This window comes from Mesorhizobium sp. L2C066B000 (assembly GCF_000502335.1).
GTDB lineage: Bacteria > Pseudomonadota > Alphaproteobacteria > Rhizobiales > Rhizobiaceae > Mesorhizobium.
The window spans coordinates 313,256-338,515 of the sequence record NZ_AYWZ01000002.1; the positions used below are offsets into that span (position 1 = coordinate 313,256).

The window sequence follows — 25,260 nt, forward strand, 5'->3', positions numbered from 1 at the left end:
CTAGGGATAGGCAGCCTATCTTGTAAGCGATATCGGCAAGCCGTTGGTAGTCTGGCCGTCGAATTTCGAACCGCCCGAGGAATAGAGCCGCGCCAGCGTGCCGCCATTCTCGTCATAGAGCGTCAGCTGCTTGCCGGCGACGTTCCACGATTTGATGCCGTCGATGGGCGGCGGGCAATGCAGCGGCCCGGCGCGGAAGCCGGCGCCGAATTTGGTCTGCGGCGTCGCCACCTTGCAGCTCTGTCCGGACACGCTGGCGTTCCAGACGCCGGCAACGCTCGCAGCGGTAAGGTCGGAGGCTCCGGCCGGCGCCGATCCGTCCGGCGGCAGCGAGGCGACCTGCGCGCCTGCCGGCGCGGTCGGGAATTGCGATGGGTCGGTGGTGCCCGGCGCTGCCGGGGGCGGCAGTTGGCTTCCGCTCACCGTGCCGGCGGGCGCGGGCTGCAGCGGGGCGGGCTGCTGGTCATCCATCGATGAAAAACGCGAGGTCGAACAGCCGCTCGCAACGAGCGCTGCCAGCGATACGGCCATCAGCCCGCTTCTCGAAAAAATCATTCCAACCTCCGTCGGATCCGGCTGGGGGGAAGCCGTCCGCACAATCTCAGCCCTCACCAAGATGGAGAAGGTGGCGAAATTTCAACCCGATATGGTTAAAATAGGGTTTGCACCACGAATTGTTGTAAATTTGTCGCAAAATGGCTGGCGGACAAAAGGCATGTCTTCGCTCTAGCGCGGTTCCAACCGGTACATTGGTTGCGAAAGCGGCACCGGAGCCCGCAGCAGGTCGGCGCATCGGCGGTCGAGCGCAACTGCCGGCGCAAAACTGACTGAAGCGCTTGAGGCGCAAGGCCTGGCGCGTGAGCGGTTTCGCGCCTTCCGTCCGGGCGAGCTTTGGGACGTTCCCGAGATCGAGCGCGGCTGAAGTCTGCATTTGGCCGTTTACGGCACTGCCGTTTTAGCCGATGTTCTATCGCAACAGGGGGAACAGATGAAATCAATCTTGGCAGTTTTGATCGCGCTGGTAATTTCGACGCCGGCCGCTTTCGCGGGCGAAATCTCCGATCGCGCCGCTGAAGCCGAAAAGGCACTGCAGGCGGGTGATGGCGCCGGCGCGCTGGACAAATTCCGCAGCGCCGAGGACGCTCTGTGGCAAGCGATGCCGCTTGGCGTGCAAAATGTGAAGCATATCCTGTCGGCCAGCGGGTTCGGCGCCTACGCCGAGCGCCCGAACCATGTCTACAAGCCGGGCGAAGAGATTGTGCTTTATATGGAGCCGGTCGGTTACGGCTACGGCTCGGATGGGCTCGGCAACAACCAGATCGCGCTTTACGTTGACCTTACCGTGCTTTCCCAGTCGGGCGAGAAGCTGGGCAGCGTCGAAAAGCTTGGTCGGGTCCAGCTCGCCTCGCGCTCGCATAACCGAGAGATGTTCTTCAAATTAAACGTCTCCCTGGATGGCGTTCCCCCCGGCAAATACCGCGCGGATTTCCTCATGCACGACGAGAACTCGCCAAAGACGGCGCCTTTCACGACCGACTTCGAGATTGCCGAATAGCGCGCCCAGTCGGAAACAGCCTCGCGGCAACGGAACCAGAGCGCCGCAGATGCGTTCTTAAGCCGGCTGCAGGCCAGTCAATTTGCGAGGCATTGTCCATGATCAAATGGATCATCATTCTTCTCATCGTTGCTGCCGCCGCCAGCCTGCTCGGCATGCCGGCGCTGGCCGGTGCCGCCGCCACCGGCGCGCGCCTGCTGATCGGCATCGTTCTCGTCATCTTCCTGCTGATCGTGCTCGGCGTTTTCGCGGTAACCTAAACGCAGCCCACACTGGTAATTCCCGCCCGTTTCCGCCATATAGCGGCGAAACGTACAGGAATTACCTCAGATCATGGCAGGCACTGCCCCCTTCGCCAAGATGAACGGCATCGGCAACGAAATCATCGTCGCCGACATGCGTGGCCGTGCCGATAGGGTCACGGCGGCGTCGGCTGTCGCGCTGAACGCCGATGCGGCGACCAGGTTCGACCAGATCATGGCGATCCACGATTCGCGCACGCCGGGCACCGCCTTTTACATCGACATTTTGAATTCCGACGGCTCGGGCGCGCAGGCCTGCGGCAACGGCATGCGCTGTGTCGTCCAGGCGCTGGCCGCCGAAACCGGCCAGAAGACTTTCACCTTCGAGACCCGCGCCGGCATCCTCAACGCCGTCGAAAATGCCGACGGCACCATCTCGGTCGACATGGGCACTCCGCGCTTTGGCTGGCAGGACATTCCGCTGGCCGAGGAATTCCGCGACACCCGCATGATCGAGTTGCAGATCGGCCCCATCGACGCGCCGGTGCTGCATTCGCCTTCGGCTCTCTCGATGGGCAACCCTCACGCCATCTTCTGGGTCGACAACGATGTCTGGTCCTACGAACTCGAGCGTTTCGGCCCGCTGCTCGAAAACCATCCGATCTTCCCCGAGCGCGCCAACATCACCATCGCCCAGGTAACGTCGCCGGAGACGATGATCATCCGCACCTGGGAGCGCGGCGCCGGCCTGACCAAGGCTTGCGGCTCGGCCGCTTGCGCTTCCGTCGTCGCCGCTGCCCGCACCCGGCGCACCGGCCGCAGCGTTACGCTGATGACGCCCGGCGGCGGCTCGCTGCATGTGGAATGGCGCGACGACGACCACGTCATCCTGACCGGCGCTGCCGAATGGGAGTTTTCCGGCAATTTCGATCCGTCGACCGGCACCTGGGCCCGCGACACCGAAAGCGCGGCCTGATGTTTGCACTTGCCGATACCAAGGGCCCCAACTCCCAAGGCATAGACGTCGTCACCTTTGGCTGCCGTCTCAACACCTATGAATCCGAAGTGATGCGCCGCGAGGCCGAAAGCGCAGGTCTCGGCGCGCTCAAAGGCGGCGCCATTATCTTCAACACCTGCGCCGTCACCGCCGAAGCGGTGCGCCAGGCCAGGCAGTCGATCAGAAAGGCCCGCCGCGAAAATCCGGCGGCGCGCATCATCGTCACCGGCTGCGCCGCGCAAACCGAACCGCAGAATTTTGCCGCCATGGACGAGGTCGACCTCGTGCTTGGCAACGAAGAGAAGCTGAAGGCCAACTCCTACCGCGCGCTGCCGGATTTCGGCGTCAACGACAGCGAGAAGGCGCGCGTCAACGACATTTTCTCGGTGCGCGAGACCGCCGGCCACATGGTCGACGCCATTGAGGGCCGGGCACGTGCTTTCGTCCAGGTGCAGAACGGCTGCGACCATCGCTGCACCTTCTGCATCATCCCCTATGGCCGCGGCAACTCACGCTCGGTGCCGATGGGCGCCGTGGTCGAGCAGGTCAAGCGTCTGGCCGGCAACGGCTATGCCGAGATCGTGCTGACCGGCGTCGACATGACCAGCTTCGGCGCCGACCTGCCGGGCGCGCCGAAGCTGGGAAAGCTGGTGAAGACCATCCTGAAGCAGGTGCCTGATGTGAAGCGGCTGCGGCTGTCCTCAATCGATTCGATCGAGGCGGATGATGATCTGCTCGACGCCATCGCCACCGAACCCAGGCTGATGCCGCATCTGCATCTGTCGCTGCAATCAGGTGACGACATGATCCTGAAGCGCATGAAGCGCAGGCATTTGCGTGACCAGTCGATCCGCTTCTGCGAGGATGTGCGCAAGCTGCGCCCCGAAATCGTCTTCGGCGCCGACATCATCGCCGGCTTCCCGACCGAGACCGAGGAAATGTTTCAGAATTCGATAAAGATCGTCGAGGAATGTGGGCTGACGCACCTGCATGTCTTCCCGTTTTCGCCGCGCGAAGGCACGCCCGCCGCGCGCATGCCGCAGGTCCGCCGCGAACTGGTCAAGCAGCGCGCGGCCCAGCTGCGCGCCGCTGGTGAGGCTGCGTATGGCCGCCATCTGTCGTCGCTTCCCGGAACGCGCCAGTCGATCCTGGTCGAGCGCGACGGCCTCGGCCGCACCGAAGGGTTCACGCTTGCGGCGCTCGACACGGGCGCGCCGGGCGAGATCGTCGAGGCAGACATCACCGGCCATGACGGCGCGCGCCTGATAGCAGCCCCGCTCACTGCCCGCGCCGCCTGAGACGATTGAAGCATGGCCGGTTTTTTCAAGAACATATTTTCGTTCGGCAAGAAGGAAGTCGTCGAGGAGCGCATCGACGAAACCGCTCCCCTGCCGCCGATCAAATGGGATGCGCTTGAGGCGCTGAAGCCGGCGGCCGAGCAGGTCGTTCCGGAGTTCTTGAAGCGCGAGGAGCCCGAGCCGCCGACGCCCCACCCTCCCCTCGATGGGGAGGGCCGCCACGAAGTGGCGGGGAGGGGGGAGAGCGCCGACGCCGGCGCCACTCACCCCCAAGCTTCGCTTGGGGCCTCCCCCATCGAGGGGGAGGTAAAGCCTGCGCCGCAGTCGGCGCCAGAAGAACCGAAGCCCGAACCCGCGCCGACCATCCCGCCCGCGCCGGAACCGGTCGTCCCATCCGAGCCGGAACCGTTGCCGGAGCCCGCGCCGGAAGAAGCCCCCGAACCTGAGACGCCTGCCGAGCCGCCGGAGCCCGAGGAAGTTCCCGCGCCGCCGGCTGTTCCGAAGCCCGCGCCCGAACCGCAGCCGCAAGAAGTTCCGGCCGCACCGGCCAAGCCGGAGGTTGAACCAGCGCGCCCGGAGAGGCAGCCGGAACCGGCCCCCGTTGAAGTACCAACGCCTGCCGAGGAGCCGGCCGAAGCACCAGCCCCGATCGAAGTGCCGCAACCGTCCGCGCCTCCCGCACAGCCTACCTCAGAGGTAAGCGCCGCCCCTCATCCGCCTGCCGGCACCTTCTCCCCGTATAGCCACGGGGAGAAGGACGAGGCGCCCCACCCTCCCCTCGATGGGGAGGGTCGACGCGAAGCGGCGGAGTGGGGTGATGGCGCCGACGCCAGCGCAAATCACCCCCACCCCCAAGCTTCGCTTGGGACCTCCCCCATCAAGGGGGAGGTAAAGCGCACGTCGGTTGAAGCTGTACCCGCGCCGGTCGAAGCCAAGACCATCGTTGCCGAGCTAGCGCCCGCGCCGGCCCCGCAACCTTCGCCACAGTCAAAACCAGCTCCCGGCAAAGTCACCGTCACCAAAAAGGTCGAGCAGAAAGCCGAGCCGCAAAAGGCGCCCGAACCGGCGCCGCGACGCTCCTGGTTCCAGCGCATGCGCGACGGGCTTGCCCGCTCCTCGAAAGAACTCACCGGCAACATTGCCGGCGTCTTCACCAAGCGAAAGCTCGACGAAGAGACGCTACAGGACCTCGAAGACGTGCTGATCCGCGCCGATCTCGGCATGGAAACAGCCTTGCGCGTCACCGATGCGCTCGCCGCCAGCCGCTATGGCAAGGATGTCTCCGACGCGGATGTCCGCACCATCATGGCGGCCGAGGTGGAGAAGGTGCTGGCCCATGTCGCCATGCCGCTGGAGCTCGACCTCTCGCACAAGCCGCATGTCATTCTGGTGGTCGGCGTCAACGGCACCGGCAAGACCACGACCATCGGCAAGCTCGCCGCCAAACTGACCGATGGTGGCCTGTCGGTGATGCTGGCCGCCGGCGATACCTTTCGCGCTGCAGCCATCGAGCAGCTGAAGATCTGGGGCGAGAGGACGAAGTCTCCGGTCATCGCCTCGAAGATCGGCGCGGATGCCGCCGGCCTCGCCTACGACGCTTTCGAACGCGCCAAGGAGGCCGGCTCCGACGTACTGATCATCGACACCGCCGGCCGGCTGCAAAACAAGACCGAACTGATGGCGGAGCTGGAAAAGATCGTGCGCGTGCTGGGCAAGCTCGATCCGGAAGCGCCGCATACCGTGCTGCAGACGGTCGACGCCACCACCGGCCAGAATGCGCTCAATCAGGTCGAGATCTTCCGCAATGTCGCCGGCGTCAACGGCCTGGTGATGACCAAGCTGGACGGCACGGCGCGCGGCGGTATTCTGGTCGCGATCGCGGCAAAGCACAAACTGCCGGTCTATTTCATCGGCGTCGGCGAACAGGTCGACGACCTCGAACCATTCTCGGCCGGCGAATTCGCCAGGGCGATCGCCGGCGTAGCGTAACAGGCAATGATCCCGAAGAGCTGACGGCTTTTTGGACAAGATCATGCGTCAGAAGGAAGTCATGAACCCACCCATCCTCGAACGCGACCCGTCCGATCCGCGAAAGAAGAAAGAAAGCGTCAATCCGCTGCTCAAGCTGGTGCTGGAACTCGGGCCGCTGATGGTGTTCTTCTTCGCCAATGCACGCGGCGCCTGGCTGATACAGAAATTTCCTGTCCTGGCCGAATTCGGCGGGCCGATCTTCGTCGCCACCGGCCTTTTTATGGCGGCGACGGCGATCGCGCTGATCGCCTCCTGGCTGCTGCTGCGCACCTTGCCGATCATGCCGATGGTCTCGGGCGTCGTCGTCTTCATCTTCGGCGCGCTGACGCTCTATTTGCAGGACGACGTGTTCATCAAGATGAAGCCGACCATCGTCAACACCCTGTTCGGCGGCGTGCTGCTCGGCGGTCTGTATTTCGGCCGATCGCTGCTCGGCTATGTCTTCGATTCGGCCTTTCGCCTCGATGCCGAAGGCTGGCGCAAGCTGACTTTCCGCTGGGGCCTGTTCTTCCTGTTCCTGGCTCTTGCCAATGAAGTGGTGTGGCGGAATTTTTCCACCGACTTCTGGGTTACCTTCAAGGTCTGGGGCATCATGCCGATCACCCTGTTGTTCACCTTCAGCCAGATGCCGCTAATCCTGCACCATTCGATCGAGGATAAGGCCGAGAAGGTGGAAGAAGCCGGCAAGTAGAGCAATTCCAGGAAAAGTGTGAAGCCGTCCGGAATTGCGTCAGAATAAACGGAGACGGCCATGGAATTCGTCACCACGCGCGATGAACTGAGGACGATCTACAAGACGCCGCGGCCGACCGACACCTCGATGCGCAAGGAACTCAGGGCGCTCGACGGCCACTGCCGCTCTTTCATCGGCAAGAGCCCTTTCGTGCTGATCGGTTCTTCCGACGGCGCCGGCAATGCCGACGTGACGCCGAAAGGCGACAGGCCCGGCTTCGCCCTTGTCCTTGACGACAAGACCATCGCCATTCCCGACCGGCCCGGCAACAACCGGCTGGATACGCTGGAAAACATCCTGCTCAACGCTTCGGTCGGGCTGCTTTTTCTCATCCCCGGCATGAACGAGACGCTGCGCATCAATGGCGACGCCCGCATAACCGTCGATGCCGGTTTGCGCGAGCGCCTCACCGTCGACGGCAAGCAACCGCAAAGCGTCGTCGTGGTGAGCGTCAAGGCCGCTTACATGCACTGCGCCAAGGCCTTCATGCGCTCCGAATTGTGGAAGCCGGACAGCTGGCACGACCGCGCGACGTTGCCGACACTCGGTCAGATCCTGTCCGATCAGATGGCGCATGCCGAAACTGCCGACGATTTCGACCGCTCGCTGGACGAGGCCTACAGCAAGACCCTGTGGTAGATTTCGGGTACGATTCGCCATTGCGGTCCTTTGCCGGTTTCCCTAGCCCTGTTTCCCCATGATCGAACTCCTCGCCATCTCCGGCAGCCTGCGCGCCGCCTCGACCAATTCGGCGCTGCTGGCGGCGCTGTCCGCGAACGCGCCTTCGGATTGCCGCGTAACTGTCTATGACGGGCTCGGCCTGCTGCCGATCTTCAACCCGGATGACGAAGGCGAGCGCACACCGGCCGAGGCCATGCGGCTGATCGAGGCCGTCACCAGCGCCGACGGCATCATCGTCTCCTGCCCCGAATATGCCCATGGCGTGCCCGGCGGCATGAAAAACGCGCTCGACTGGCTGGTCTCGCGCGACGCCGCCGTCGGCAAGCCCGCCATGCTGGCCCACGCCTCCGCGCGCTCGCTCTATGCCCGCGCCGCGCTGGCCGAGATCATGCGCACCATGTCGTTCGCGCTTTGTGAGAATGCGGTTCTGGAGATTGCCTTGCTCGGCAAGAAACCGCCGGAGATAGAAGCGATCCTGGGAGAGGACGAGAACCTGCGGGCCATGCGCGAAGCGGTGCAGGTTTTCGCGAGTTTTATACGCGCAAACGTTGCCTCGTCATCCTAGGGCGGAGCAAGCAGCGAAGCGACGCGGCGCAGACCCTAGGATGACGAACGAAAGGGTGCGGCGCACCCCAACGTGCCGCAGTGCTACCCCTTCCGCAACGTCTCGACATCGGTCACACCGACATACCAGTCGCGCGCGTTGACCTCTTCGAACACCACCCAGACGTCGTCATTGCTAAGCCCGGTGGCGTCCATGATCGCCGCCGTGACCTTTTTGGCGATGTCGGCCTTCTTGCCAGCGGGATCAGCGGCGATCACTTCCTTGACGATGCGGATGTTGACGAATGGCATGACGTCCTCCCCTTGAATTGTGTCTGATACCGCCGCCGCTGGGCGGCTTCGAAATCCGCTCCGGCGAACCGCTTGGCGGCGGTTCCGGCGGCCGCCGCGCAACAGGCGCCGCGGACATGCGCAGAAACGCCATCAAGGGCCGCCAGAGAAGCGTTTCCAGCAACCTCAATACGTCTTCGCCCCGTTCACCATCAGCCGCACCATGTAGAGCGACGTGGTGCCGGCGATGTAGAGGCAGTTCAGCTTGTTGCCGCCGAACACGCAATTGGCGGTCACTTCCGGCACCTTGACCTTGCCGATCAGCGTGCCGTCGGGATCGTAGCAATGGATGCCGTCGGCGGCACTGGTCCAGATGCGGCCGGCCTCGTCGAGCCGGAAGCCGTCGAATAGGCCGGCCGTGCAGTCAGCGAACACCTTCCCGCCCGAGACCTTCTTGCCGTGCTTGCCGACGTTGAAGACCCGCATATGCGCGGGGTTCTGCGCGCCATGGGTGCGGCCGGTGTCGACGACATAGAGCTGGCTTTCATCCAGTGAAAAGGCAAGCCCGTTCGGCCGGACCATGTCGGTGATGACGGCCTCGACCTCGCCCGTATCCGGATCGACCCGGTAGACATTGCAAGCGCCGATCTCGCTTTCGGCCTTGTCGCCCTCATAGTCGGTGTCGATGCCGTAGCTCGGATCGGTGAACCAGATCGAGCCGTCGGATTTCACGACCGCGTCATTGGGCGAATTCAGCCGCTTGCCTTTCCATTCGGCCGCGATGGTGGTGACGGAACCGTCATGCTCGGTGCGGCTGACGCGGCGGCCGGAATGCTCGCACGTCACCAGTCGGCCCTGGCGGTCGACGGTGTTGCCGTTGGAATTGCCGGAGGGCTGACGGAAGACGCTGACATTGCCGTCGGTCTCGTCATAGCGCAGCATGCGGTTGTTGGGGATGTCGGACCAGACGACATAGCGGCCGGCGGCGAACCAGGCCGGCCCTTCCGCCCACTGACATCCGGTAAACAGCTTTTCCACCTGGGCGTTGCCGTTGAACAGCCGCGCGAAACGCGGATCCAGAATTTCGTAATAGTCTGCGGTCGCCATGCATTTCCTCCGGGCATCACGTGACGCGCGGATCAAGCCAGCCTGCGGGCGCGATGGCAAGGTGGCGCAGGCGCAATTTGTAAGACAAAAGGTGCTCGGCCGGCATGGCCCGCCAGCCTGTCCGGCCGTTTATGGTGTGTAGCGCTGTATTAACCCGCTATGCGCCCTGTGCAATGGTGCATTGCAACATCTTCTTTTTGCATCGCACCATTCCTATGTCATGTTGCGAACGACCAAGGGAGGAACAAATTCACCGCTGATATGCGGCACGAAAGGACCCTTGCTATGGCTTTTGACAACCTCTTCTCCCGCGCGCGCTCCTCCATGGCCAAGCGCCGCCACTACAACCGCCTCGTCGCGGAAATCGAAAACCTGACGAGCCGCGATCTGGCCGACCTGCGCGCCGACCGCTCGGAAATGCTCTACCAGGTTCACAAGCAGATCTACGGCTGAGCTTTCAGACGACTGTTCGACGGCACGACCCCCTCACCCGGATTGCCAAACCGAATTGCAAAAGCAATTCGGGCAATCCGACCTCTCCCCGAGGGGAGAGGAGCCAGCGCCGACGCCTTCCCTCTTCTCCCCTCGGGGAGAAGGTGGCCGCGTAGCGGCCGGATGAGGGGGCATGGCGCCGCCGTCAGCCCGGCGCCGCGAGCGCCTTTTCAATCTGCGGCAACAGCAGATCCCTCGCCGACTCCCCTGTCAGCGGCCCGACATGCTTGTAGGCAATCTTGCCGTCCTTGCCGATGACGAACGTTTCCGGCACGCCGTAGACGCCCCAGTCGATGGCCGTGCGGCCGGCCTCGTCGACACCTATCGCCTGGAACGGATTGCCGAGATCACCAAGGAACCGGCGCGCGTTTTGCGCTTGGTCCTTGTAGTTTAGCGCGGCCATGACGAAGCGCTTGTCCTGGGACAGCGCCAGGAGCACCGGATGCTCTTCCCGGCACGGCGCGCACCACGATGCAAAGACGTTGACCAGCGTTACCTTGCCGGCGAAGGCTTTCGAATCCAGCCCGGGCAGGTTTGACCCTTCCAGCGCCGGCAGGTTGGTCTGCGGCGCCGGCAGGCCGATCAGCGCCGACGGCACTGCCGCCTCATCGCGTCCCGACAAAAGCTGCGACAGGAACAATCCGGCGAGGCCGAGAAAAACCAGCAGCGGCAACAGCACGATCAGGCGGCGGCGCGGCGACGCCGGCGTTTCGCTTTCCGTGCTCATGGCTTGCTGGCCCCAGTGCTGGCCCCAGTACCGGCTTTGTCCGAGCGACGCCGCACGCCGGCCGCTTCGAGGTCTGCCAGTTCGCGCTTGCGGGTCCGCTGGTCGAGCAGGATCCAGCCGATCAGCCCGGCCAGCACGATCACCGTAATGCCATAGGCGGCCGCGACATAGAGTGCGTGTGCACTCATGCGCTTCGCTCCCCTTCCACCGTCACTTCGTCGTGCTCGATCATGGCCTTCCCATGGCTTTGCGGCTTTCTTAGCTTTGCGGCTGGGGCTTCGCAATTGATCGTCGCGCCGCAGCGGTCATATCAATCCGTTCCATGCCGCAGCGCCAGTGCTGCCGCCACCGGACCCAGCACGGCAAGAAACAGCGTCAGCGCGGCAAGAATGAGGAAGGGCTGCAGGAATGGATCAGGATCGGCCACCGCGCCGTAGCTCGCCGACACCCCGAAGATCAGCACCGGGATGGTCAGCGGCAGCACCAGCACCGAGATCAGCAGCCCGCCACGCGGCAGCGCCACCGCCACCGCCGCCCCGACCGCGCCGATGAAAGTGATCGCCGGCGTGCCGACCAGCAGCGTGAGCGCGGTGGCGCCGATGCTGAGCGGCTCCATGTTCATGAACAGACCGAGCAGAGGAGCGGCGACCACCAGCGGCAGAACGCTGCCCATCCAGTGCGCCAGGCACTTCACCAGCACCGTCAGCGCCAGCATGTGGCGGTCATTGCCGAGCACCAGAAGATCGAGAGAACCGTCTTCGCGATCGGCCTGAAACAGCCGGTCGAGCCCAAGCAGGCAGGCGAGCAGAGCGCCGATCCAAAGGATCGCCGGACCGATGCGGGCGAGCAGCTTCAGGTCCGGCCCGACACCGAAGGGGATGGTGGCGATGATGGCGAGGAAGAAGATGACGCCGGTGAGCGCCCCGCCCCCGGCACGGATTGAGAGACGGATGTCGCGCAGGAAAAGGGCTAGCATTGGCGAGCCGCGCCTGCGGTTTGATCGCCATCTTGCCGAAGGTGGCGTTCCTTCACACCCCCCTCTGTCCTCCCGGACATCTCCCCCGCAAGGGGGGAGATTGGCAGTTCCGTTGCTGACGCCTCTTTTTCAATGCCGGTGATTGGCGAAAGCCGGCATGACATCTGATCTCCCCCCCTGCGGGGGAGATGCCCGGTAGGGCAGAGGGGGGTGGGCGGGAATGCCGACATCACCCTATTGCTCCCATCCTCAATTCCTTCGCCCCATCCAATCCCAGCGGCAGGTGCGTCGCCGCGACAATAATCCCGCCCTCCGCGCAATGCCTCGTCATCAGCCCCGCAAACCGCGCCTCCGAAGCCTTGTCCAGCCCAGCCGTCGGCTCATCCAGCAGCCACAGCGGCTTATGACTGACCAGCAATTTCGCAATTGCCGCGCGCCGCCTTTGCCCGGTCGACAGATAGCCGAAAGGCAGATGGCCGATGCCGCCGAGACCAACCGTCTCCAGCGCCTCCCCCACACCCGACTGCCCGTCGCCGTTGAAATCGCGCCAGAAGCGCAGATTCTCCGCCACGCTGAGCGCCGTCTTCATTGCATTGAGGTGGCCGAGATAGTGGACCGCCGAAGCGGTCGTCGGAAACGTCTCGCCGCCGCCCTCGATGCGCACATCGCCTTGCGCCTTCGGCAGCAGCCCGGCGATGACCCTGAGCAGCGTCGATTTGCCTGAACCGTTCGGCCCGGTGACGACCAGCACCTGGCCCTTGTCGAGCGCAAAACCGATGCCGGAAAAGACCGTCTCGCCGCCGCGTTCGCCGCCCAGATTTTCGGCAATCAGCCGCATGCCTGCTCGTCCCGAAAACTTTACCGCGCGATAGCTGCCGCATCGCACAAATTTGCTCCGCAACTGTCTAGAACTATTCCAGAAAATTCTCTATATGCGGGACATCCGTGCCAGCGGTCGGCACGGGAACAGAATTTGCGCCGAACCAGCGCACGCGCCGCCTTGAACGGCTCGGGTTGGCTGGGAACGGACAGCGGAAATGGCCGTACCCGCACCTTTGCGCGTGATTGCATGCCCATCGGCGTCCGTTCCCTTTCAGGCTGAACAGACAAGGACGGACCGCACGTGTCAAAATCCCTCGACAGTTTCAATTGCCGCCGCACCCTCACCGTGGGTGGCGCGGACTATGTCTATTACAATCTGGTCGAGGCCGAGAGGAACGGCCTCACCGGCATTGCCCAGCTGCCTTATTCGATGAAGGTGCTGCTGGAAAACCTTTTGCGCAATGAAGACGGCCGCTCCGTCACCAAGGACTCTATCCAGGCTGTGGCCGGCTGGCTGACCGACAAGGGCACCGCCGGCGTCGAGATCGCCTATCGCCCCGCGCGTGTCCTGATGCAGGATTTCACCGGCGTCCCGGCGGTGGTCGACCTGGCCGCCATGCGCGACGGCCTCAAGGCGCTCGGCGGCGATCCGCAGAAGATCAATCCGCTGGTGCCGGTCGACCTCGTCATCGACCACTCCGTCATCGTCGACGAATTCGGCACGCCACTGGCCTTTGCCAGGAATGTCGAGCTCGAATATGAGCGCAACGAAGAGCGCTATAAATTCCTGAAATGGGGCCAGCAGGCGTTCCACAATTTTCGCGTCGTGCCGCCCGGCACCGGCATCTGCCATCAGGTCAACCTCGAATATCTCGGTCAGGTCGTCTGGACCAACACGGAAGACGGCGAAACCACCGCTTATCCCGACACCTGCGTCGGCACCGATTCGCACACCACCATGATCAACGGCCTTGGCGTGCTCGGCTGGGGCGTCGGCGGCATCGAGGCCGAGGCGGCGATGCTCGGCCAGCCGGTTTCCATGCTGTTGCCCGAAGTCATCGGCTTCCGCCTCACCGGCAAACTCAGGGAAGGCATCACCGCCACTGACCTGGTGCTGACCGTCACCCAGATGCTGCGCAAGAAGGGCGTCGTCGGCAAGTTCGTCGAGTTCTTCGGCCCGGGCCTGTCCAACATGACGCTGGCCGACCGCGCCACCATCGGCAACATGGCGCCCGAATATGGCGCCACCTGCGGCTTCTTCCCGGTCGATGGCGAGACCATCCGCTACCTCACAATGTCGGGCCGCGAGGAAAGCCGCATCGCCCTGGTCGAAGCCTATTCCAAGGCGCAAGGCATGTGGCGTGACGCCGGCTCGGCCGACCCTGTCTTCACCGACCTGCTCGAACTCGAGCTCGACAGCGTCGTGCCGTCGATGGCAGGTCCCAAGCGTCCCGAAGGCCGCGTTCCGCTCGAAGGCATTCCGGCCGGCTTCGCCAAGGCGATGGAGACCGAGTACAAGAAGGCTGCCGAAATCCACAAGCGCTATGCCGTCGGAGGCACCGACCATGATCTCGGCCATGGCGATGTCGTGATTGCCGCCATCACGTCCTGCACCAACACCTCCAACCCGAGCGTGCTGATCGGCGCCGGCCTCTTGGCGCGCAACGCCAACCGGCTCGGCCTCAAGCAGAAGCCGTGGGTGAAGACCTCGCTGGCGCCGGGCAGCCAGGTGGTCGCCGAATATCTGGAAAAGTCCGGCCTGCAGAAGGAGCTCGACCAGATCGGCTTCAACCTGGTTGGTTTCGGCTGCACCACCTGCATCGGCAATTCCGGCCCGCTGCCGGCGCCGATCTCCAAGACCATCAACGATAAGGGCCTGATCGCCGCCGCAGTGCTCTCCGGCAACCGCAACTTCGAAGGCCGTGTTTCACCTGACGTGCAGGCGAACTATCTGGCGTCGCCGCCGCTGGTGGTAGCCCATGCTTTGGCCGGCACCGTCACCAAGGACCTGACCACCGAGCCACTCGGCGAAGGCCGCGACGGCAAGCCGGTCTATCTCAGGGATATCTGGCCGAGTTCGGCCGAGATCCAGGAGTTCATCGAGAAGAACGTCACACGTGAGCTATTCGCCCGCAAATATGCCGACGTCTTCAAGGGCGACGAATACTGGCAGAACGTCAAGGCGCCGGAAGGCCAGACCTATGCCTGGGACGACAACTCGACCTATGTGCAGAACCCGCCCTATTTCGCCGGCATGACCTCCGGTTTCGGCAAGATCGGCGACATCAAGGGCGCGCGCGTGCTCGGCCTGTTCGGCGACAAGATCACCACCGATCACATCTCACCGGCGGGTTCGATCAAGGCCGCTTCCCCGGCCGGCAAATACCTCACCGACCATGGCGTCGGCGTTGCCGACTTCAACCAGTACGGCACAAGGCGCGGCAACCATGAGGTGATGATGCGCGGCACCTTCGCCAACATCCGCATCCGCAACCACATGCTGGGCGAGAACGGCCGCGAGGGCGGCTACACCATCCACTACCCGTCGAAGGAAGAGGAATCGATCTACGACGCGGCGATGAGATACAAAAAGGAAGGCGTGCCGCTGGTCATCTTCGCCGGCGTCGAATACGGCAACGGCTCCTCGCGCGACTGGGCAGCTAAAGGAACGAATCTCCTCGGTGTCCGTGCCGTCATCGCCCAGTCCTTCGAGCGCATCCATCGCTCCAACCTGGTCGGCATGGGCGTCATCCCCTTCGTCTTCGAGGAAGGCACCTCATGGGCCTCGCTCAACCTCAAGGGTGACGAGCTGGTCGAGATCGACGGCATAAGCACCATCAAGCCACGCCAGACGATGATCGCCAAGGTGACCTATGGCGACGGCACCGTGAAGAACGTGCCGATCATCTGCCGCATCGATACGCTGGACGAACTCGACTACTTCAAGAATGGCGGCATTTTGCAATACGTGCTGCGCGATCTGGCCGCGTAGCGGCCAGGGCTTAGGCAGTAGGGATTGGGCGGTAGCGGGGAACGACATCCCCTACTCCCTACTCCCTACTCCCTACTCCCTACTCCCTACTCCCTACTCCCTACTCCCTACTCCCTACTCCCAGTCTTTCCAAAGCATTGCCCGACCCGATCGAAGCCCCGCCCTGTACGACAGGAGTAAAAACCGGCTGGGCTCAGCAAGATCTGCCCCACGCTCCTGATGCCATGCTCCCGATCGAACCGGGCGGTGAAGTGCTCCCCCTGTGATGGCCATACCCATGGTTGCGGCAGCAAAAATTTCACCGCAACGTGACTTCCCGTTGACTGTCGCTTCTGCCACAAATCTGGGCAAACCAGAACAAGGCCGGCGTCACCGGCGGGAATCGGAACGATCATGGCACCTCGACACCCTCTCCGGCTTGCGGCTTTTGCGCTGGCCTTCTCGGCGCTTGCCGGGACCGGGTTCGCCGAGGAATCGGGAACGACCCAGACCGACAAACCGCAGATTGACAGGCCCTTGGGCGTGGTCGAGCTGTTCACCAGCCAGGGCTGCAATTCCTGCCCGCCGGCGGACGCTTTCTTTGCCGAGCTGGCGGCCAAGGACAACGTCGTCGCGCTCGCCTACCACGTCAATTACTGGGACTATCTCGGCTGGCAGGACACGCTGAGCAGCAAGGACAATACCGACCGGCAATATGACTATATGCGCGCCTTCGGCACCCGCTCCGTCTACACGCCGCAAGCCGTCATCAATGGTCGCAGCCATGTCAACGGCGCCAGCCGCAAGGAGGTCGACGGCGCGCTTGCCCGCATGGAGAAATCCGGTGAAGGCATGCGGGTCAGCGTCAAGGTCAGCCGCACCAGCGATCGCGTCATGATCGATGCCGGCGACGCCGGTAGCGGCCCCAGCGACGCCCATGTCGTCATCGTCTATTTCGAACCACCGCAGACGGTGACCATCGCCAAGGGCGAGAACACCGGCCGCAGCATGACCTACTGGAACGCTGTCACCGGCATCCAGACCGCCGGCATGTGGCACGGCAAGGCGCAGCGCTACGAATTGCCGATGACCGAGATCGCCAAGAAAGGCGGCTGCGCCGTGCTGCTGCAATCGGTCGGCAAGGACGGCCTGCCGGGGCCTATTCTGGGCGCGGCGTTTATTCACAAGCCTTAAGAGGCTGGTCCATATCTTTTGATATCGGCGGGACAGCACCCCCCTCTGGCCTGCCGGCCATCTCCCCCGCAAGGAGGGAGATTGGCAGCTTCNGGACAGCACCCCCCTCTGGCCTGCCGGCCATCTCCCCCGCAAGGAGGGAGATTGGCAGCTTCGCCACATCCGCCATCCTGTCCCACGTTTGAGATTGGCGAAAGCAAACGCGAAATCTGATCTCCACGCTTGCGGGGAGATGTCCGGCAGGACAGAGGGGGTGTGAAGGATCACGACGACAAGTGTCTGGCGCCGCCCAACAAAAAAACCGACGTCAGCTTGCTTCTGACGTCGGTCATTTAGGCTTTGGGATCGTCGCACCCGGTCTCTCCCTGAGGAAAGTCCGAGGTTGGTTCGATCCGACGCAGACCCGTGGGCGGGGGGCTTGGGGTTTACGAGCCGGTGCCGGACCGAACCGTCTCAGGCAACGCCCGTAAATTCGTCGGACATTGGGGCATGAGCGCGGATAAAAAAAGGCGGAAATGTGGCGAGGCATCACCAATTCAAACACCGCGTTTTATAAAAGTGACTGGACGTTGCGAAAACAGCGCGGTCCCGGGATGGTTAGCCGGGCCTTGCAATTCCACGGCGAACACGCCAACTTCTGCAAGCGAGATTCATTTTCAAAGGGATCGCGGGATGACCGATCGCAGCGGTGGGACGGAGGATGGGGACGCATCCGCAATATTGATCCCGCTGCACGAGGCGCGACGCGAACGCCTCGACCAGCCGGTCCGTTTCGACCGGCGTGAACTCGACGAGATCCTGAGGCTGTACGGACGCATGGTCGCCGCCAACGAATGGCGCGACTATGCCATCGATCATCTGTCTGATCGGGCTGTGTTTTCAGTCTTCCGCCGGGCCAGCGAAGTGCCGCTGTTCCAGATCGTCAAGGATCCGAAACTGGCGCGCCGGCAAGGCGCCTTCGCCGTCATCGCCGCCGGCGGCCGAATCCTCAAGCGCGGCCAAGAACTCGGTCGCGTGCTCAACGTCTTCGATGCTAAGCTGAAGATTGTCCAGGCCTAATTGAGAATTGGGGAATTGAAGAACTGAAGAATTGAAAAGAGGATGTAACGGTCGAAATACCGCCGGGTTTGTTCTCAGCTATTCAAATCCTCAATTCTTCAGTTCTTCAACTCCTCAATTCCCCCTCCTCAGGCTCTCACGAAACTTCCGCTCCGGCAGCGAATGCGGATCGGGCGGAACCGTTACGCCGCCATTCAGCGACAGCTGCATGAACACCGTGTCAAGCCAGCGCCCATGCTTGTAGCCGGAGCCTTCCAGGCGACCGGAATGGCGAAAGCCGAGCTTTTCATGCAGCCGCACCGAGGCGCTGTCTGCATGGCCGTCGCCGATCACCGCGACGATCTGGCGAAAGCCCGCCATACGGCAGGCTTCAATCAGCGCCTGCATCAGCAGCAGCCCGACGCCCTGGCCCTTCGCATCAGGCGCGACATAGACGGAATCCTCTACGATGAAGCGGTAGGCCGGGCGCGGCCGGAACGCGCCGGCATAGGCGTAGCCGAGCAGCGCGCCACCTCGTTCCGCCACCAGATAGGGAAAGCCCCCCGCCGTCAGGCTGTCGAAGCGCCCACCCATCTCAGTGCGGCTGGGCGGCTCCAGCTCATAGCTCGCGGTGCCATGCGTCACGGCATCGCCGTAGATCTCGGTGATTCGGCCGAGGTCGCCTTCCAAGGCCGCGCGGATGGAAATAGTGCTCATGATTTATGCAGACGATTCATCTGCCTCCATGACAGCAAAGGCCGGCACAAAAGAAAAGGGCGGCCGTTGGCCGCCCTCTTGATATCAGCTGGTCCAGTTGCCTGATGGGAAGACCGCCTAGCGGCGATCGCCCATGAACTGCAGCAGGAACATGAACAGGTTGATGAAGTCGAGATATAGCCTCAACGCGCCCATGATCGCCTTGCGGCCGGCAACGTCGGCCTGATCGCCTTCGTAGTACATTTCCTTGATGGTCTGCGTGTCATAGGCGGTGAGCCCGGCGAAGATCAGCACGCCGATCGCCGAGATGGCGAAGCCGAGCGCCGACGATTGCAGGAAGATGTTGATCAGCATGGCGATCACCAGGCCGACCACGCCCATGACCAGGAACGAGCCGAAGGCCGAAAGGTCGCGCTTGGTCGTGTAGCCGTAGAGCGACAGCGCGCCGAAGGCGGCCGCCGTGGCGAAGAACGTCTGGGTGATCGACGCGCCGGTGTAGACCAGGAAGATGGTCGACAGCGACAGGCCGACCAGGCCCGAATAGACCCAGAAGGTGGTTTGCGCCGCGGCCACGCTCATCGACTGGATCCTGAACGACAGGAAGAAGACGGCGGCGAGCGGAGCCAGGATGACCACCCAGCGGAAGGCGCTGGCATAGATCAGCGTGCCGAAAGCGGTCAGCTGTCCGTCGCCGGTGACGGCGAGCTGGAAAGCGCCCCAGGCGGCGACGCCGGTGATGAGGAGGCCAAGCCCCATCAAATTGTAGACCTTGAGCATGTAAGTGCGCAGGCCTTGGTCAATGTCGGCGCGCGCGCCCGGCACGGCCGAAGTCTGGTAGTTGCGAATGGGCTCAGCCATTGGAATCCTCTGTTGCTTCTGCCCCGTACGGTGTCAGGCCCTTTCGGACCTGGGCGCCGCTGGCGGGGCTCCAGCATGCCTGTGGCGAAATATGATGTTTCTTGACGTCAAGAACAAGACCGTAACGGGCTGCAACGCTTGGTGAATCTCCGGAAGCCGGTTTTCTTGGGCTTCCATGACTGCACATTACCAAGATTTAATCGGAAACGGCAGATTCGGCCAACCTTGCCGCTTGGGGCCTAGAGGTTGCGCAGCACCGGCGCCGCCCTGTGGCCGAGCACCCGCCAGGTGCCGGCAAGGCCGATGCCGACCGTGATCACCAGCGCAAACACCAAGGTCGCCACTGCCACCTCCGGCATGAAATGCGACGGCAGTGTCATGATGCGGGCAACGATGTACCAGGCGGAGACGCCGCCGGCAGCCAACGCGAACACCGCGGTGGCCAGGCCGATCAGCATGTATTCCAGCGAAAACGCCGTGATAAGCGTGCGCCTCGTGGCGCCCAGCGTCTTCAGCACCACGGCATCGTGGATGCGGGCGCGATTTCCCGCGGCGAGCGCGCCGGCAAGCACCAGCACCGAAGCGATCAAGGCAACGCCGGCCGCGGCCCGGATCGCCGTGCCGAGCTGGCCGACCAGCCGGTTGACGACATCGAGCGCGTCCTTGACCCGAACTGTCGTCACCGCCGGGAAGGCGCGGGTGACGGCGTTCAGCAGGCGGGCATCCTCTGCTGCCGTGGCATCCTTTTCGGTCAGCGTCGCCAGCCAGCCATGCGGGGCGCCGGCAAAAGTGTTGGGCGAGAACACCATGACGAAGTTGATGCCCATCGTCTCCCATTGCACCTCTCGGAAATTGGCGATCCTGGCCGTCACATTGCGTCCGAGCACATTGACGGTGACGGTATCGCCAAGCTTCAGGCCGAGCGCCTTGCCTTCATCGTTGGAGAACGAAACCAGCGGTTCGCCGCTGTAATTCTCCGGCCACCAGATGCCTTCGGTCAGTGTCGCATTGGCCGGCTGTTTGGCGTCGTAGGTCAGGCCGCGATCGCCGCGCAGCACCCAGGCGCCTTCCGATGGCACATTGGCCTTGTCGACACTAACGCCGTTCAGCGCCATCACCCGGCCGCGCAGCATCGGCACCTTGACCAGCGTTCCCTTCGGCGCCTCTTTGCCGATCAATGTCGAGAAGGCATCGACCTCGCTATTCTGGATGTCGACGAAGAAGAAATTCGGCGCCCGTTCCGGCAGACTGCCGGAGATCTGCTGCCTGAGATTGCCGTCGACCAGCGCCAGCGTCACCAAAAGCGTCAGCCCGAGCCCGAGCGACAGCACGACGGACGGCGTCAGCGCGCCGGGCCGGTGGATGTTGCCGATGGCGAGCCGAAGCGCGACCGAGCGCACACGCGGGCTTTTGCGCGCCACCCACTGCACCAGAGCACCGACCAGGCGCAACACCAGAAAGGCAAAGATCGTCGCGCCGACGAAGATCAAGGCGATGCGCCGGTCGCCAGAAAACAGGATGGCCAAAGCCGCCAAAGCGAGCGCGATGCCGACCGCCGTGGCAAGATAGGGCAGGCGTGGAAAGCCTCGGCCCTCAAAACCCATTTCGCGAAACAGCGCGGTCGCCGGCACATCGCGGGCGCGGCCGAGCGGCAACAGCGCGAAGGCCAGCGTCACCAGCAGCCCGAACAGCGCGGCAAGAGCCAGCGCACCGGGATAGAAGCCGCCTTCAGCCGGCACCGGAATGACCGACTGGAGCGCAGCGCTGGCTGCAAACGGCATGGCGGCGCCGAGGATGAGGCCAAGCGCGATGCCGAGGCCGGCGATCATCAGGATTTGCACGAGATAGACGGTGAAGACGAAGCCGCCCGAGGCGCCAAGGCTCTTGAAGGTGGCGATGACGCCGCGCTTGCCGTCGAGATAGGCGCGCACCGCATTGGCAACGCCGACGCCGCCGACAGATCGGAAGAGCACACGTCNGCCGTCAGCCCGACCAGCGTCAGGAATTGCGAGAAGCGCTCGATGTTGGCCGACAGCGCCGGCGCCGCATTGGAACGCGTGCGGATCGACCAGCCGGCTTCAGGGAAATCGCTCGCCGCCCGATCCTGGATGGCTTTGAGATCGGCTTGGCTGGCGCCGGCCGGCAGCCGAACCTTGTAGGCATTCTCGACTAGGCTGCCCGGCTGGATCAGGCCGGACGCGGCAAGCCCCGCGGTCGAGACCATCAGCCGCGGCGCGAAGCCGAAACCGTCCGACACCGCATCCGGTTCGCTCACCAGCCTGGCCCGCAATTCGAATGTCGCGCTGCCGACCTTCAGCCGGTCACCGATCTCCACATTCAGCCGGTCGAACAACAGGTCGGGCGCGGCGGCGCCAAAGACGCCTGATTTCTCGCCGAACAAATCCTTTCTGCCAAGCTGCGGCGCGGTCTCGATCGCGCCATAGAGCGGATAGGCGTCGTCGACGGCCTTGGCCTCGACCAGCGCCTGGTCGGAGCCGTCTTCCAGCCGCGCCATCGAGCGCATATTGGCGCTGTGCGACACAGTGCCGAGGCGGTCGAGGAAGGTGCTTTCGGCTGGCGTCGCATCGCGCTGGTTGAGCTGGAAGCGCAAGTCGCCGCCAAGCAGCGTCTGGCCCTGGTCGGCAACGCCTGCGGTGATCGCCTGCGCCACCGAATTGACCCCGCCGATTGCAGCGACGCCGAGCGCGATGCAGGCAAGGAAGATCATGAAGCCGGACAGTCCGCCGCGCATCTCGCGCAGCGAAAAGCGGAACGCGAGCTTCAGCGTCTGCGACAGTGGCATCAGGCCGGCACCTTGACCTGCGCTACCGGCGCATCCTCGATGCGGCCGGAGCGCATCGACACCTGGCGCGAGCAGCGCGCCGCAAGGGCCGGATCGTGCGTGACCAGCACCAAGGTCATGCCGCGCTCGGCCGCTTTGGCGAACAAAAGGTCGGCGACCTGCCGCCCCGTCGCCTGGTCGAGATTGCCGGTCGGCTCGTCGGCGATGAGAATGCGCGGCGACGGCGCCAGCGCGCGGGCGATCGCCACGCGCTGCTGTTCGCCGCCGGACAGCTCGCCCGGATAGTGGGTGACGCGGTCGCTCAAGCCCACCGCTGCCAGCTCGCGCGCGGCGACGCCGAACGGATCGGCATGGCCGGCCAGTTCCAGCGGCACTGCGACATTTTCGAGCGCCGTCATGTTGGGAATGAGATGGAAGGACTGAAAGACGATGCCTATGTTTCGGCCCCGAAACGAGGCGATCTGGTCCTCGCTTTGGCCGTTCAGCAATTCGCCGGCAATGCGCACCGTGCCCGAATCGACCCGCTCCAGCCCGGCCAGCACCATCAGCAAGGTCGACTTGCCGGAACCCGAAGGGCCGACAATGCCGGTCGCCTCGCCGCGCGTCACGTCAAGGCTGACGCCTTTCAGCACATGCACAGACGAAGCCCCTTGGCCCAGGGTCAGGGATATGTCTTTCAGCGCGATGACGGCTTCTGTCACAATTAAAGCGTCCTATATCAGGATGAAGGCTCTGCTTGCCGGAAGCCGTCGCCGGAAGAATCCTCGGGTATATGGGGCCTGCCACATGTCTTTCAAACGCAAGATGTCTTTCAAACGCTTGAATGCCGCAGGGCTCGTCTTTTTCGTCACCCTTTGCGGCGCCATTTCGTCGGTACGCGCCGAGACGTTCACCATCGTCGGGTTCGGCGACAGCCTGATGGCCGGTTTCGGCCTCGGGCCTGGCGATGGCTTTACCGACAAATTGCAAGCTGCGCTGCGGGCCAAAAGCCATGACGTCACCGTAGCCAACGCCGGCGTTTCAGGCGACACCTCGAGCGGCGGCTTGGCGCGGCTTGACTGGTCGGTGCCGGATGGGACAAGGCTGGTTATCCTCGAACTCGGCGCCAACGACATGCTGCGCGGCGTCTCGCCCAGCATTACGGAAAAGAACCTGGACGACATGCTGGCGAAGCTGAAAGCGCGCAAGATCGCGGTGCTTTTGGCCGGCATGCGCGCCGCTCCCAATCTCGGCGCCGACTACCAGAACGCCTTCGATGCGATCTATCCAAAGCTTGCCGCGAAATACGATGTGCCGCTCTATCCGTTTTTTCTCGATGGCGTCGCCGGGCAGTCCGGCCTGCAGTTGGAGGATGGCCTGCATCCCAATCCGAAGGGCGTCGCAGCGATGGTCGAGCGCATCCTGCCCGCCGTGGAGAAGGCGATTGCGGCAGTTCAGGGTGGCGGTTGAACGCCGGCGTGACGAGAATAACACGCGGCGATCATTTTGACCGGTGTGGCCAAAAAGGACATATAGCCTCCAAAAGGAGGGTCATATGGCCATTATCATCAAGAGAGAGGACGCTGTTCGCCTCGCGCGAACTTTGAAACAAAAGACCGGGCTGCAGAGGGCCCGGGTCGCCTGTTCGTAAAAATGCCTGCAACCAACAAACCACTTGCCCCGTTTGACTATCGATGATTCGCTAGGGGCACAGTTCGATTCGAGGAAGGGAGGCTCACCATGCCGCGTCTTTTCACCGCCCTCGAAATACCGCGTGACGCCGCTCTTTCGCTGTCCCTGCTCAGGGGCGGCCTGCCCGGAGCCCGCTGGATCGATGTCGAAAACTACCATCTGACGCTGCGCTTCATCGGCGACGTCGAAGGCCATGTCGCCGACGAAATCGCCAACGCACTCGACCGGGTGCACCGCCCATCCTTCTCGCTCACCCTGTCCGGAGTTGGCGCTTTCGGCCAGAAGAAGCCGCACGCCGTCTGGGCCGGCGTCTTCGCCTCGCCCGACCTTTCGGCGCTGCAGAGCGAAATCGACCGCATCTGCCAGCGGCTCGGCCTGCCCGCCGACCCGCGCAAGTTCACCCCGCATGTTACGCTGGCACGCTTGCGCAATTCGAGCCCGCTCGACGTCGCCCAGTACCTGTCGGCGCGCGGCAATTTTGCGACGCTACCGTTTCGCGTCGGCCGCTTCGTGCTGATGTCGTCGCGCGATTCGGTCGGCGGCGGTCCCTACATTGTCGAGGAGGCGTGGCCGCTCTCCGGCGTCGACGCCCGCGCCACCAATCTCGTCGCCAGCGCCTCCGACGCTTCGCGGATCATGCGGTAGACCGAAGCGAACGCTTCGGCCCCGTCATAATAGGGATCCGGCACGTCGCGGGTTTTGCCCTGCGCAAACTCTGCCAAGAGATGAATACGTTCGCGCGCACCGGCCGGCGCCAACGCCTTGAGGTCGCGGACATTCTGCCGATCCATGCCGAGGATCAGGTCGAAGCGCGAAAAATCCCCCGGCCTGACCTTGCGTGCCCGCTGCCCTGATATGTCGATGCCGTGGCGGGCCGCAATCGCGATCGAGCGCGGGTCGGGCGCTTCGCCGAGGTTCCAGCCGCCGGTCGCCGCAGAGTCCAGCACAATACCGTCCAGCACCATGTCGCGGCCGCGCTCCGCCAGCACGGCGCGAAACACGCCTTCGGCCAGGGGTGAACGGCAGATGTTGCCGAGGCAGACGAAGAGTATGGAATTTATCGGCTTTACGCTCATTCGATATGCGCCGTTCGTGCATTTGGAAGCCCAAAACGCAAAGGACTTTTGGGCGACTTGCATTATGGTGAGGGTCGATATCTGGGATAGCACGGGAAATCATCATGAAGAGAGAGAAACTCAGCAAGGACGCCATCGCCGCCGCACTGGCCGAACTGCCTGGCTGGTCGCAGGCAGCCGATGGCGCCTCCATCAAGCGCAGCTTTGTCTTCAAGAATTTTTCCGAGGCCTTCGCCTTCATGACCCGCGTCGCGCTGGCCGCCGAGAAGATGGACCATCATCCCGACTGGTCGAACGTCTACAAGACTGTCGACGTGACGCTCAACACCCATGATGCCGGCGGTGTCACCGCGCTCGACATCGCGCTGGCCAAGAAGATGAATGGGTATGCTGGCGGCTGAACGCTGGGGCGGCAACGCCAAATCGGCGCCATCCTC

The 25,260-nt window shown here is 63.5% G+C and carries 26 protein-coding genes and 1 pseudogene; 15 read left to right on the forward strand and 12 right to left on the reverse strand.

Going from position 1 to position 25,260, the window contains the following annotated elements; translation table 11 throughout:
* Nucleotides 1–15 precede the first annotated feature (15 nt).
* Entirely contained in the window at nucleotides 16–555 is a 540-nt protein-coding gene (locus X733_RS155650; protein ID WP_023687689.1) for a protease inhibitor Inh/omp19 family protein, read from the reverse strand.
* Between the two features lie 433 nt (nucleotides 556–988).
* Here X733_RS155650 and X733_RS155645 point away from each other — a divergent pair, with 433 nt between their 5' ends.
* From X733_RS155645 to X733_RS155610, 8 genes are all read left to right on the forward strand, one after another.
* The gene (locus X733_RS155645) at nucleotides 989–1,555 is read left to right on the forward strand and encodes a hypothetical protein (protein WP_023726038.1); all 567 of its coding nucleotides are present in this window, start codon (nucleotides 989–991) and stop codon (nucleotides 1,553–1,555) included.
* A 98-nt stretch (nucleotides 1,556–1,653) separates the two neighbouring features.
* A complete protein-coding gene (locus X733_RS1000000167830) occupies nucleotides 1,654–1,815 on the forward strand; it encodes a DUF1328 family protein (protein ID WP_023671746.1) in 162 nt (53 codons plus the stop codon).
* 73 nt (nucleotides 1,816–1,888) lie between these two features.
* Entirely contained in the window at nucleotides 1,889–2,773 is an 885-nt protein-coding gene (gene dapF, locus X733_RS155635) for a diaminopimelate epimerase (protein WP_023752716.1), read from the forward strand.
* A complete protein-coding gene (gene mtaB, locus X733_RS155630; RefSeq protein ID WP_031193174.1) occupies nucleotides 2,773–4,092 on the forward strand; it encodes a tRNA (N(6)-L-threonylcarbamoyladenosine(37)-C(2))-methylthiotransferase MtaB in 1,320 nt (439 codons plus the stop codon). The genes dapF and mtaB overlap by 1 nt, the downstream gene beginning before the upstream one ends.
* 12 nt (nucleotides 4,093–4,104) lie before the next feature.
* On the forward strand, nucleotides 4,105–6,081 hold the full coding sequence (ftsY, locus tag X733_RS155625) for a signal recognition particle-docking protein FtsY (protein WP_023818331.1): 1,977 nt from the start codon (nucleotides 4,105–4,107) through the stop codon (nucleotides 6,079–6,081).
* A 61-nt stretch (nucleotides 6,082–6,142) separates the two neighbouring features.
* Nucleotides 6,143–6,814, forward strand: a complete 672-nt coding sequence (locus X733_RS155620; RefSeq protein ID WP_023818332.1) for a septation protein A — start codon at nucleotides 6,143–6,145, stop codon at nucleotides 6,812–6,814.
* Nucleotides 6,815–6,874: 60 nt separating this feature from the next.
* Nucleotides 6,875–7,495, forward strand: coding sequence for a pyridoxamine 5'-phosphate oxidase family protein (locus tag X733_RS155615; RefSeq protein ID WP_023818333.1), 621 nt, complete (start codon nucleotides 6,875–6,877; stop codon nucleotides 7,493–7,495).
* A gap of 58 nt (nucleotides 7,496–7,553) precedes the next feature.
* Nucleotides 7,554–8,102, forward strand: a complete 549-nt coding sequence (locus tag X733_RS155610; RefSeq protein WP_023683853.1) for an NADPH-dependent FMN reductase — start codon at nucleotides 7,554–7,556, stop codon at nucleotides 8,100–8,102.
* A gap of 83 nt (nucleotides 8,103–8,185) precedes the next feature.
* On the opposite strand, the gene X733_RS155605 is transcribed toward X733_RS155610, so the two are convergent.
* Together X733_RS155605 and X733_RS155600 are read right to left on the reverse strand one after the other, a co-directional pair.
* Entirely contained in the window at nucleotides 8,186–8,392 is a 207-nt protein-coding gene (locus X733_RS155605) for a 4-oxalocrotonate tautomerase family protein (protein WP_023683852.1), read from the reverse strand.
* A 165-nt stretch (nucleotides 8,393–8,557) separates the two neighbouring features.
* Entirely contained in the window at nucleotides 8,558–9,478 is a 921-nt protein-coding gene (locus X733_RS155600; protein ID WP_023671738.1) for an SMP-30/gluconolactonase/LRE family protein, read from the reverse strand.
* A gap of 285 nt (nucleotides 9,479–9,763) precedes the next feature.
* Between X733_RS155600 and X733_RS1000000170160 the strand changes: the two genes are divergently transcribed.
* On the forward strand, nucleotides 9,764–9,931 hold the full coding sequence (locus tag X733_RS1000000170160) for a hypothetical protein (protein WP_023818334.1): 168 nt from the start codon (nucleotides 9,764–9,766) through the stop codon (nucleotides 9,929–9,931).
* Between the two features lie 184 nt (nucleotides 9,932–10,115).
* Here X733_RS1000000170160 and X733_RS155595 read toward each other — a convergent pair whose 3' ends face one another.
* From X733_RS155595 to ccmA, 4 genes are all read right to left on the reverse strand, one after another.
* Entirely contained in the window at nucleotides 10,116–10,697 is a 582-nt protein-coding gene (locus tag X733_RS155595) for a DsbE family thiol:disulfide interchange protein (protein WP_023818335.1), read from the reverse strand.
* Entirely contained in the window at nucleotides 10,694–10,885 is a 192-nt protein-coding gene (gene ccmD / locus X733_RS155590) for a heme exporter protein CcmD (RefSeq protein ID WP_023671735.1), read from the reverse strand. The genes X733_RS155595 and ccmD overlap by 4 nt, the downstream gene beginning before the upstream one ends.
* Nucleotides 10,886–11,007: 122 nt before the next feature.
* On the reverse strand, nucleotides 11,008–11,673 hold the full coding sequence (ccmB, locus tag X733_RS155585) for a heme exporter protein CcmB (protein ID WP_023818336.1): 666 nt from the start codon (nucleotides 11,671–11,673) through the stop codon (nucleotides 11,008–11,010).
* A gap of 229 nt (nucleotides 11,674–11,902) precedes the next feature.
* Nucleotides 11,903–12,511 (reverse strand): heme ABC exporter ATP-binding protein CcmA, encoded by a 609-nt coding sequence (ccmA, locus tag X733_RS155580; protein ID WP_023818337.1) that lies wholly within the window; start codon nucleotides 12,509–12,511, stop codon nucleotides 11,903–11,905.
* A gap of 285 nt (nucleotides 12,512–12,796) precedes the next feature.
* On the opposite strand from ccmA, the gene acnA reads away from it, so the two are divergent.
* From acnA to X733_RS155560, 3 genes are all read left to right on the forward strand, one after another.
* Entirely contained in the window at nucleotides 12,797–15,487 is a 2,691-nt protein-coding gene (acnA, locus tag X733_RS155575; protein ID WP_023818338.1) for an aconitate hydratase AcnA, read from the forward strand.
* Nucleotides 15,488–15,880: 393 nt separating this feature from the next.
* The gene (locus tag X733_RS155570; protein ID WP_023683845.1) at nucleotides 15,881–16,660 is read left to right on the forward strand and encodes a thioredoxin family protein; all 780 of its coding nucleotides are present in this window, start codon (nucleotides 15,881–15,883) and stop codon (nucleotides 16,658–16,660) included.
* A gap of 672 nt (nucleotides 16,661–17,332) precedes the next feature.
* On the forward strand, nucleotides 17,333–17,719 hold the full coding sequence (locus X733_RS155560) for a DUF2794 domain-containing protein (protein ID WP_023683844.1): 387 nt from the start codon (nucleotides 17,333–17,335) through the stop codon (nucleotides 17,717–17,719).
* A 114-nt stretch (nucleotides 17,720–17,833) separates the two neighbouring features.
* Here the strand turns inward: X733_RS155560 and X733_RS155555 are convergent, their stop codons facing one another.
* From X733_RS155555 to X733_RS155545, 4 genes and pseudogenes are all read right to left on the reverse strand, one after another.
* Nucleotides 17,834–18,415 (reverse strand): GNAT family N-acetyltransferase, encoded by a 582-nt coding sequence (locus tag X733_RS155555; protein ID WP_023818340.1) that lies wholly within the window; start codon nucleotides 18,413–18,415, stop codon nucleotides 17,834–17,836.
* 117 nt (nucleotides 18,416–18,532) lie between these two features.
* Nucleotides 18,533–19,273, reverse strand: a complete 741-nt coding sequence (locus tag X733_RS155550; protein WP_023671726.1) for a Bax inhibitor-1/YccA family protein — start codon at nucleotides 19,271–19,273, stop codon at nucleotides 18,533–18,535.
* 239 nt (nucleotides 19,274–19,512) lie between these two features.
* Nucleotides 19,513–22,076: pseudogene (locus X733_RS01000000166045) on the reverse strand (ABC transporter permease).
* Nucleotides 22,076–22,777 (reverse strand): ABC transporter ATP-binding protein, encoded by a 702-nt coding sequence (locus tag X733_RS155545; RefSeq protein ID WP_023738019.1) that lies wholly within the window; start codon nucleotides 22,775–22,777, stop codon nucleotides 22,076–22,078. The pseudogene X733_RS01000000166045 and the gene X733_RS155545 overlap by 1 nt, the downstream one beginning before the upstream one ends.
* Before the next feature lie 103 nt (nucleotides 22,778–22,880).
* Between X733_RS155545 and X733_RS155540 the strand changes: the two genes are divergently transcribed.
* Nucleotides 22,881–23,525 (forward strand): arylesterase, encoded by a 645-nt coding sequence (locus tag X733_RS155540; RefSeq protein WP_023818341.1) that lies wholly within the window; start codon nucleotides 22,881–22,883, stop codon nucleotides 23,523–23,525.
* A 270-nt stretch (nucleotides 23,526–23,795) separates the two neighbouring features.
* On the forward strand, nucleotides 23,796–24,392 hold the full coding sequence (gene thpR / locus X733_RS155535; protein WP_023818342.1) for an RNA 2',3'-cyclic phosphodiesterase: 597 nt from the start codon (nucleotides 23,796–23,798) through the stop codon (nucleotides 24,390–24,392).
* Here thpR and X733_RS1000000167845 read toward each other — a convergent pair.
* A complete protein-coding gene (locus tag X733_RS1000000167845; RefSeq protein WP_081740626.1) occupies nucleotides 24,296–24,823 on the reverse strand; it encodes a low molecular weight protein-tyrosine-phosphatase in 528 nt (175 codons plus the stop codon). The genes thpR and X733_RS1000000167845 overlap by 97 nt on opposite strands.
* A 104-nt stretch (nucleotides 24,824–24,927) precedes the next feature.
* Here X733_RS1000000167845 and X733_RS155530 point away from each other — a divergent pair, with 104 nt between their 5' ends.
* Entirely contained in the window at nucleotides 24,928–25,224 is a 297-nt protein-coding gene (locus tag X733_RS155530) for a 4a-hydroxytetrahydrobiopterin dehydratase (RefSeq protein WP_023706758.1), read from the forward strand.
* Nucleotides 25,225–25,260 lie beyond the last annotated feature (36 nt).

Coding starts and splice junctions, on each gene's coding strand:
- X733_RS155650 (WP_023687689.1), bottom strand. CDS start 555: ATGATTTTTTCGAGAAGCGGGCTGATGGCCGTATCGCTGGCAGCGCTC.
- X733_RS155645 (WP_023726038.1), top strand. CDS start 989: ATGAAATCAATCTTGGCAGTTTTGATCGCGCTGGTAATTTCGACGCCG.
- X733_RS1000000167830 (WP_023671746.1), top strand. CDS start 1,654: ATGATCAAATGGATCATCATTCTTCTCATCGTTGCTGCCGCCGCCAGC.
- dapF (WP_023752716.1), top strand. CDS start 1,889: ATGGCAGGCACTGCCCCCTTCGCCAAGATGAACGGCATCGGCAACGAA.
- mtaB (WP_031193174.1), top strand. CDS start 2,773: ATGTTTGCACTTGCCGATACCAAGGGCCCCAACTCCCAAGGCATAGAC.
- ftsY (WP_023818331.1), top strand. CDS start 4,105: ATGGCCGGTTTTTTCAAGAACATATTTTCGTTCGGCAAGAAGGAAGTC.
- X733_RS155620 (WP_023818332.1), top strand. CDS start 6,143: ATGAACCCACCCATCCTCGAACGCGACCCGTCCGATCCGCGAAAGAAG.
- X733_RS155615 (WP_023818333.1), top strand. CDS start 6,875: ATGGAATTCGTCACCACGCGCGATGAACTGAGGACGATCTACAAGACG.
- X733_RS155610 (WP_023683853.1), top strand. CDS start 7,554: ATGATCGAACTCCTCGCCATCTCCGGCAGCCTGCGCGCCGCCTCGACC.
- X733_RS155605 (WP_023683852.1), bottom strand. CDS start 8,392: ATGCCATTCGTCAACATCCGCATCGTCAAGGAAGTGATCGCCGCTGAT.
- X733_RS155600 (WP_023671738.1), bottom strand. CDS start 9,478: ATGGCGACCGCAGACTATTACGAAATTCTGGATCCGCGTTTCGCGCGG.
- X733_RS1000000170160 (WP_023818334.1), top strand. CDS start 9,764: ATGGCTTTTGACAACCTCTTCTCCCGCGCGCGCTCCTCCATGGCCAAG.
- X733_RS155595 (WP_023818335.1), bottom strand. CDS start 10,697: ATGAGCACGGAAAGCGAAACGCCGGCGTCGCCGCGCCGCCGCCTGATC.
- ccmD (WP_023671735.1), bottom strand. CDS start 10,885: ATGAGTGCACACGCACTCTATGTCGCGGCCGCCTATGGCATTACGGTG.
- ccmB (WP_023818336.1), bottom strand. CDS start 11,673: ATGCTAGCCCTTTTCCTGCGCGACATCCGTCTCTCAATCCGTGCCGGG.
- ccmA (WP_023818337.1), bottom strand. CDS start 12,511: ATGCGGCTGATTGCCGAAAATCTGGGCGGCGAACGCGGCGGCGAGACG.
- X733_RS155570 (WP_023683845.1), top strand. CDS start 15,881: ATGGCACCTCGACACCCTCTCCGGCTTGCGGCTTTTGCGCTGGCCTTC.
- X733_RS155560 (WP_023683844.1), top strand. CDS start 17,333: ATGACCGATCGCAGCGGTGGGACGGAGGATGGGGACGCATCCGCAATA.
- X733_RS155555 (WP_023818340.1), bottom strand. CDS start 18,415: ATGAGCACTATTTCCATCCGCGCGGCCTTGGAAGGCGACCTCGGCCGA.
- X733_RS155550 (WP_023671726.1), bottom strand. CDS start 19,273: ATGGCTGAGCCCATTCGCAACTACCAGACTTCGGCCGTGCCGGGCGCG.
- X733_RS155540 (WP_023818341.1), top strand. CDS start 22,881: ATGTCTTTCAAACGCTTGAATGCCGCAGGGCTCGTCTTTTTCGTCACC.
- thpR (WP_023818342.1), top strand. CDS start 23,796: ATGCCGCGTCTTTTCACCGCCCTCGAAATACCGCGTGACGCCGCTCTT.
- X733_RS1000000167845 (WP_081740626.1), bottom strand. CDS start 24,823: ATGAGCGTAAAGCCGATAAATTCCATACTCTTCGTCTGCCTCGGCAAC.
- X733_RS155530 (WP_023706758.1), top strand. CDS start 24,928: ATGAAGAGAGAGAAACTCAGCAAGGACGCCATCGCCGCCGCACTGGCC.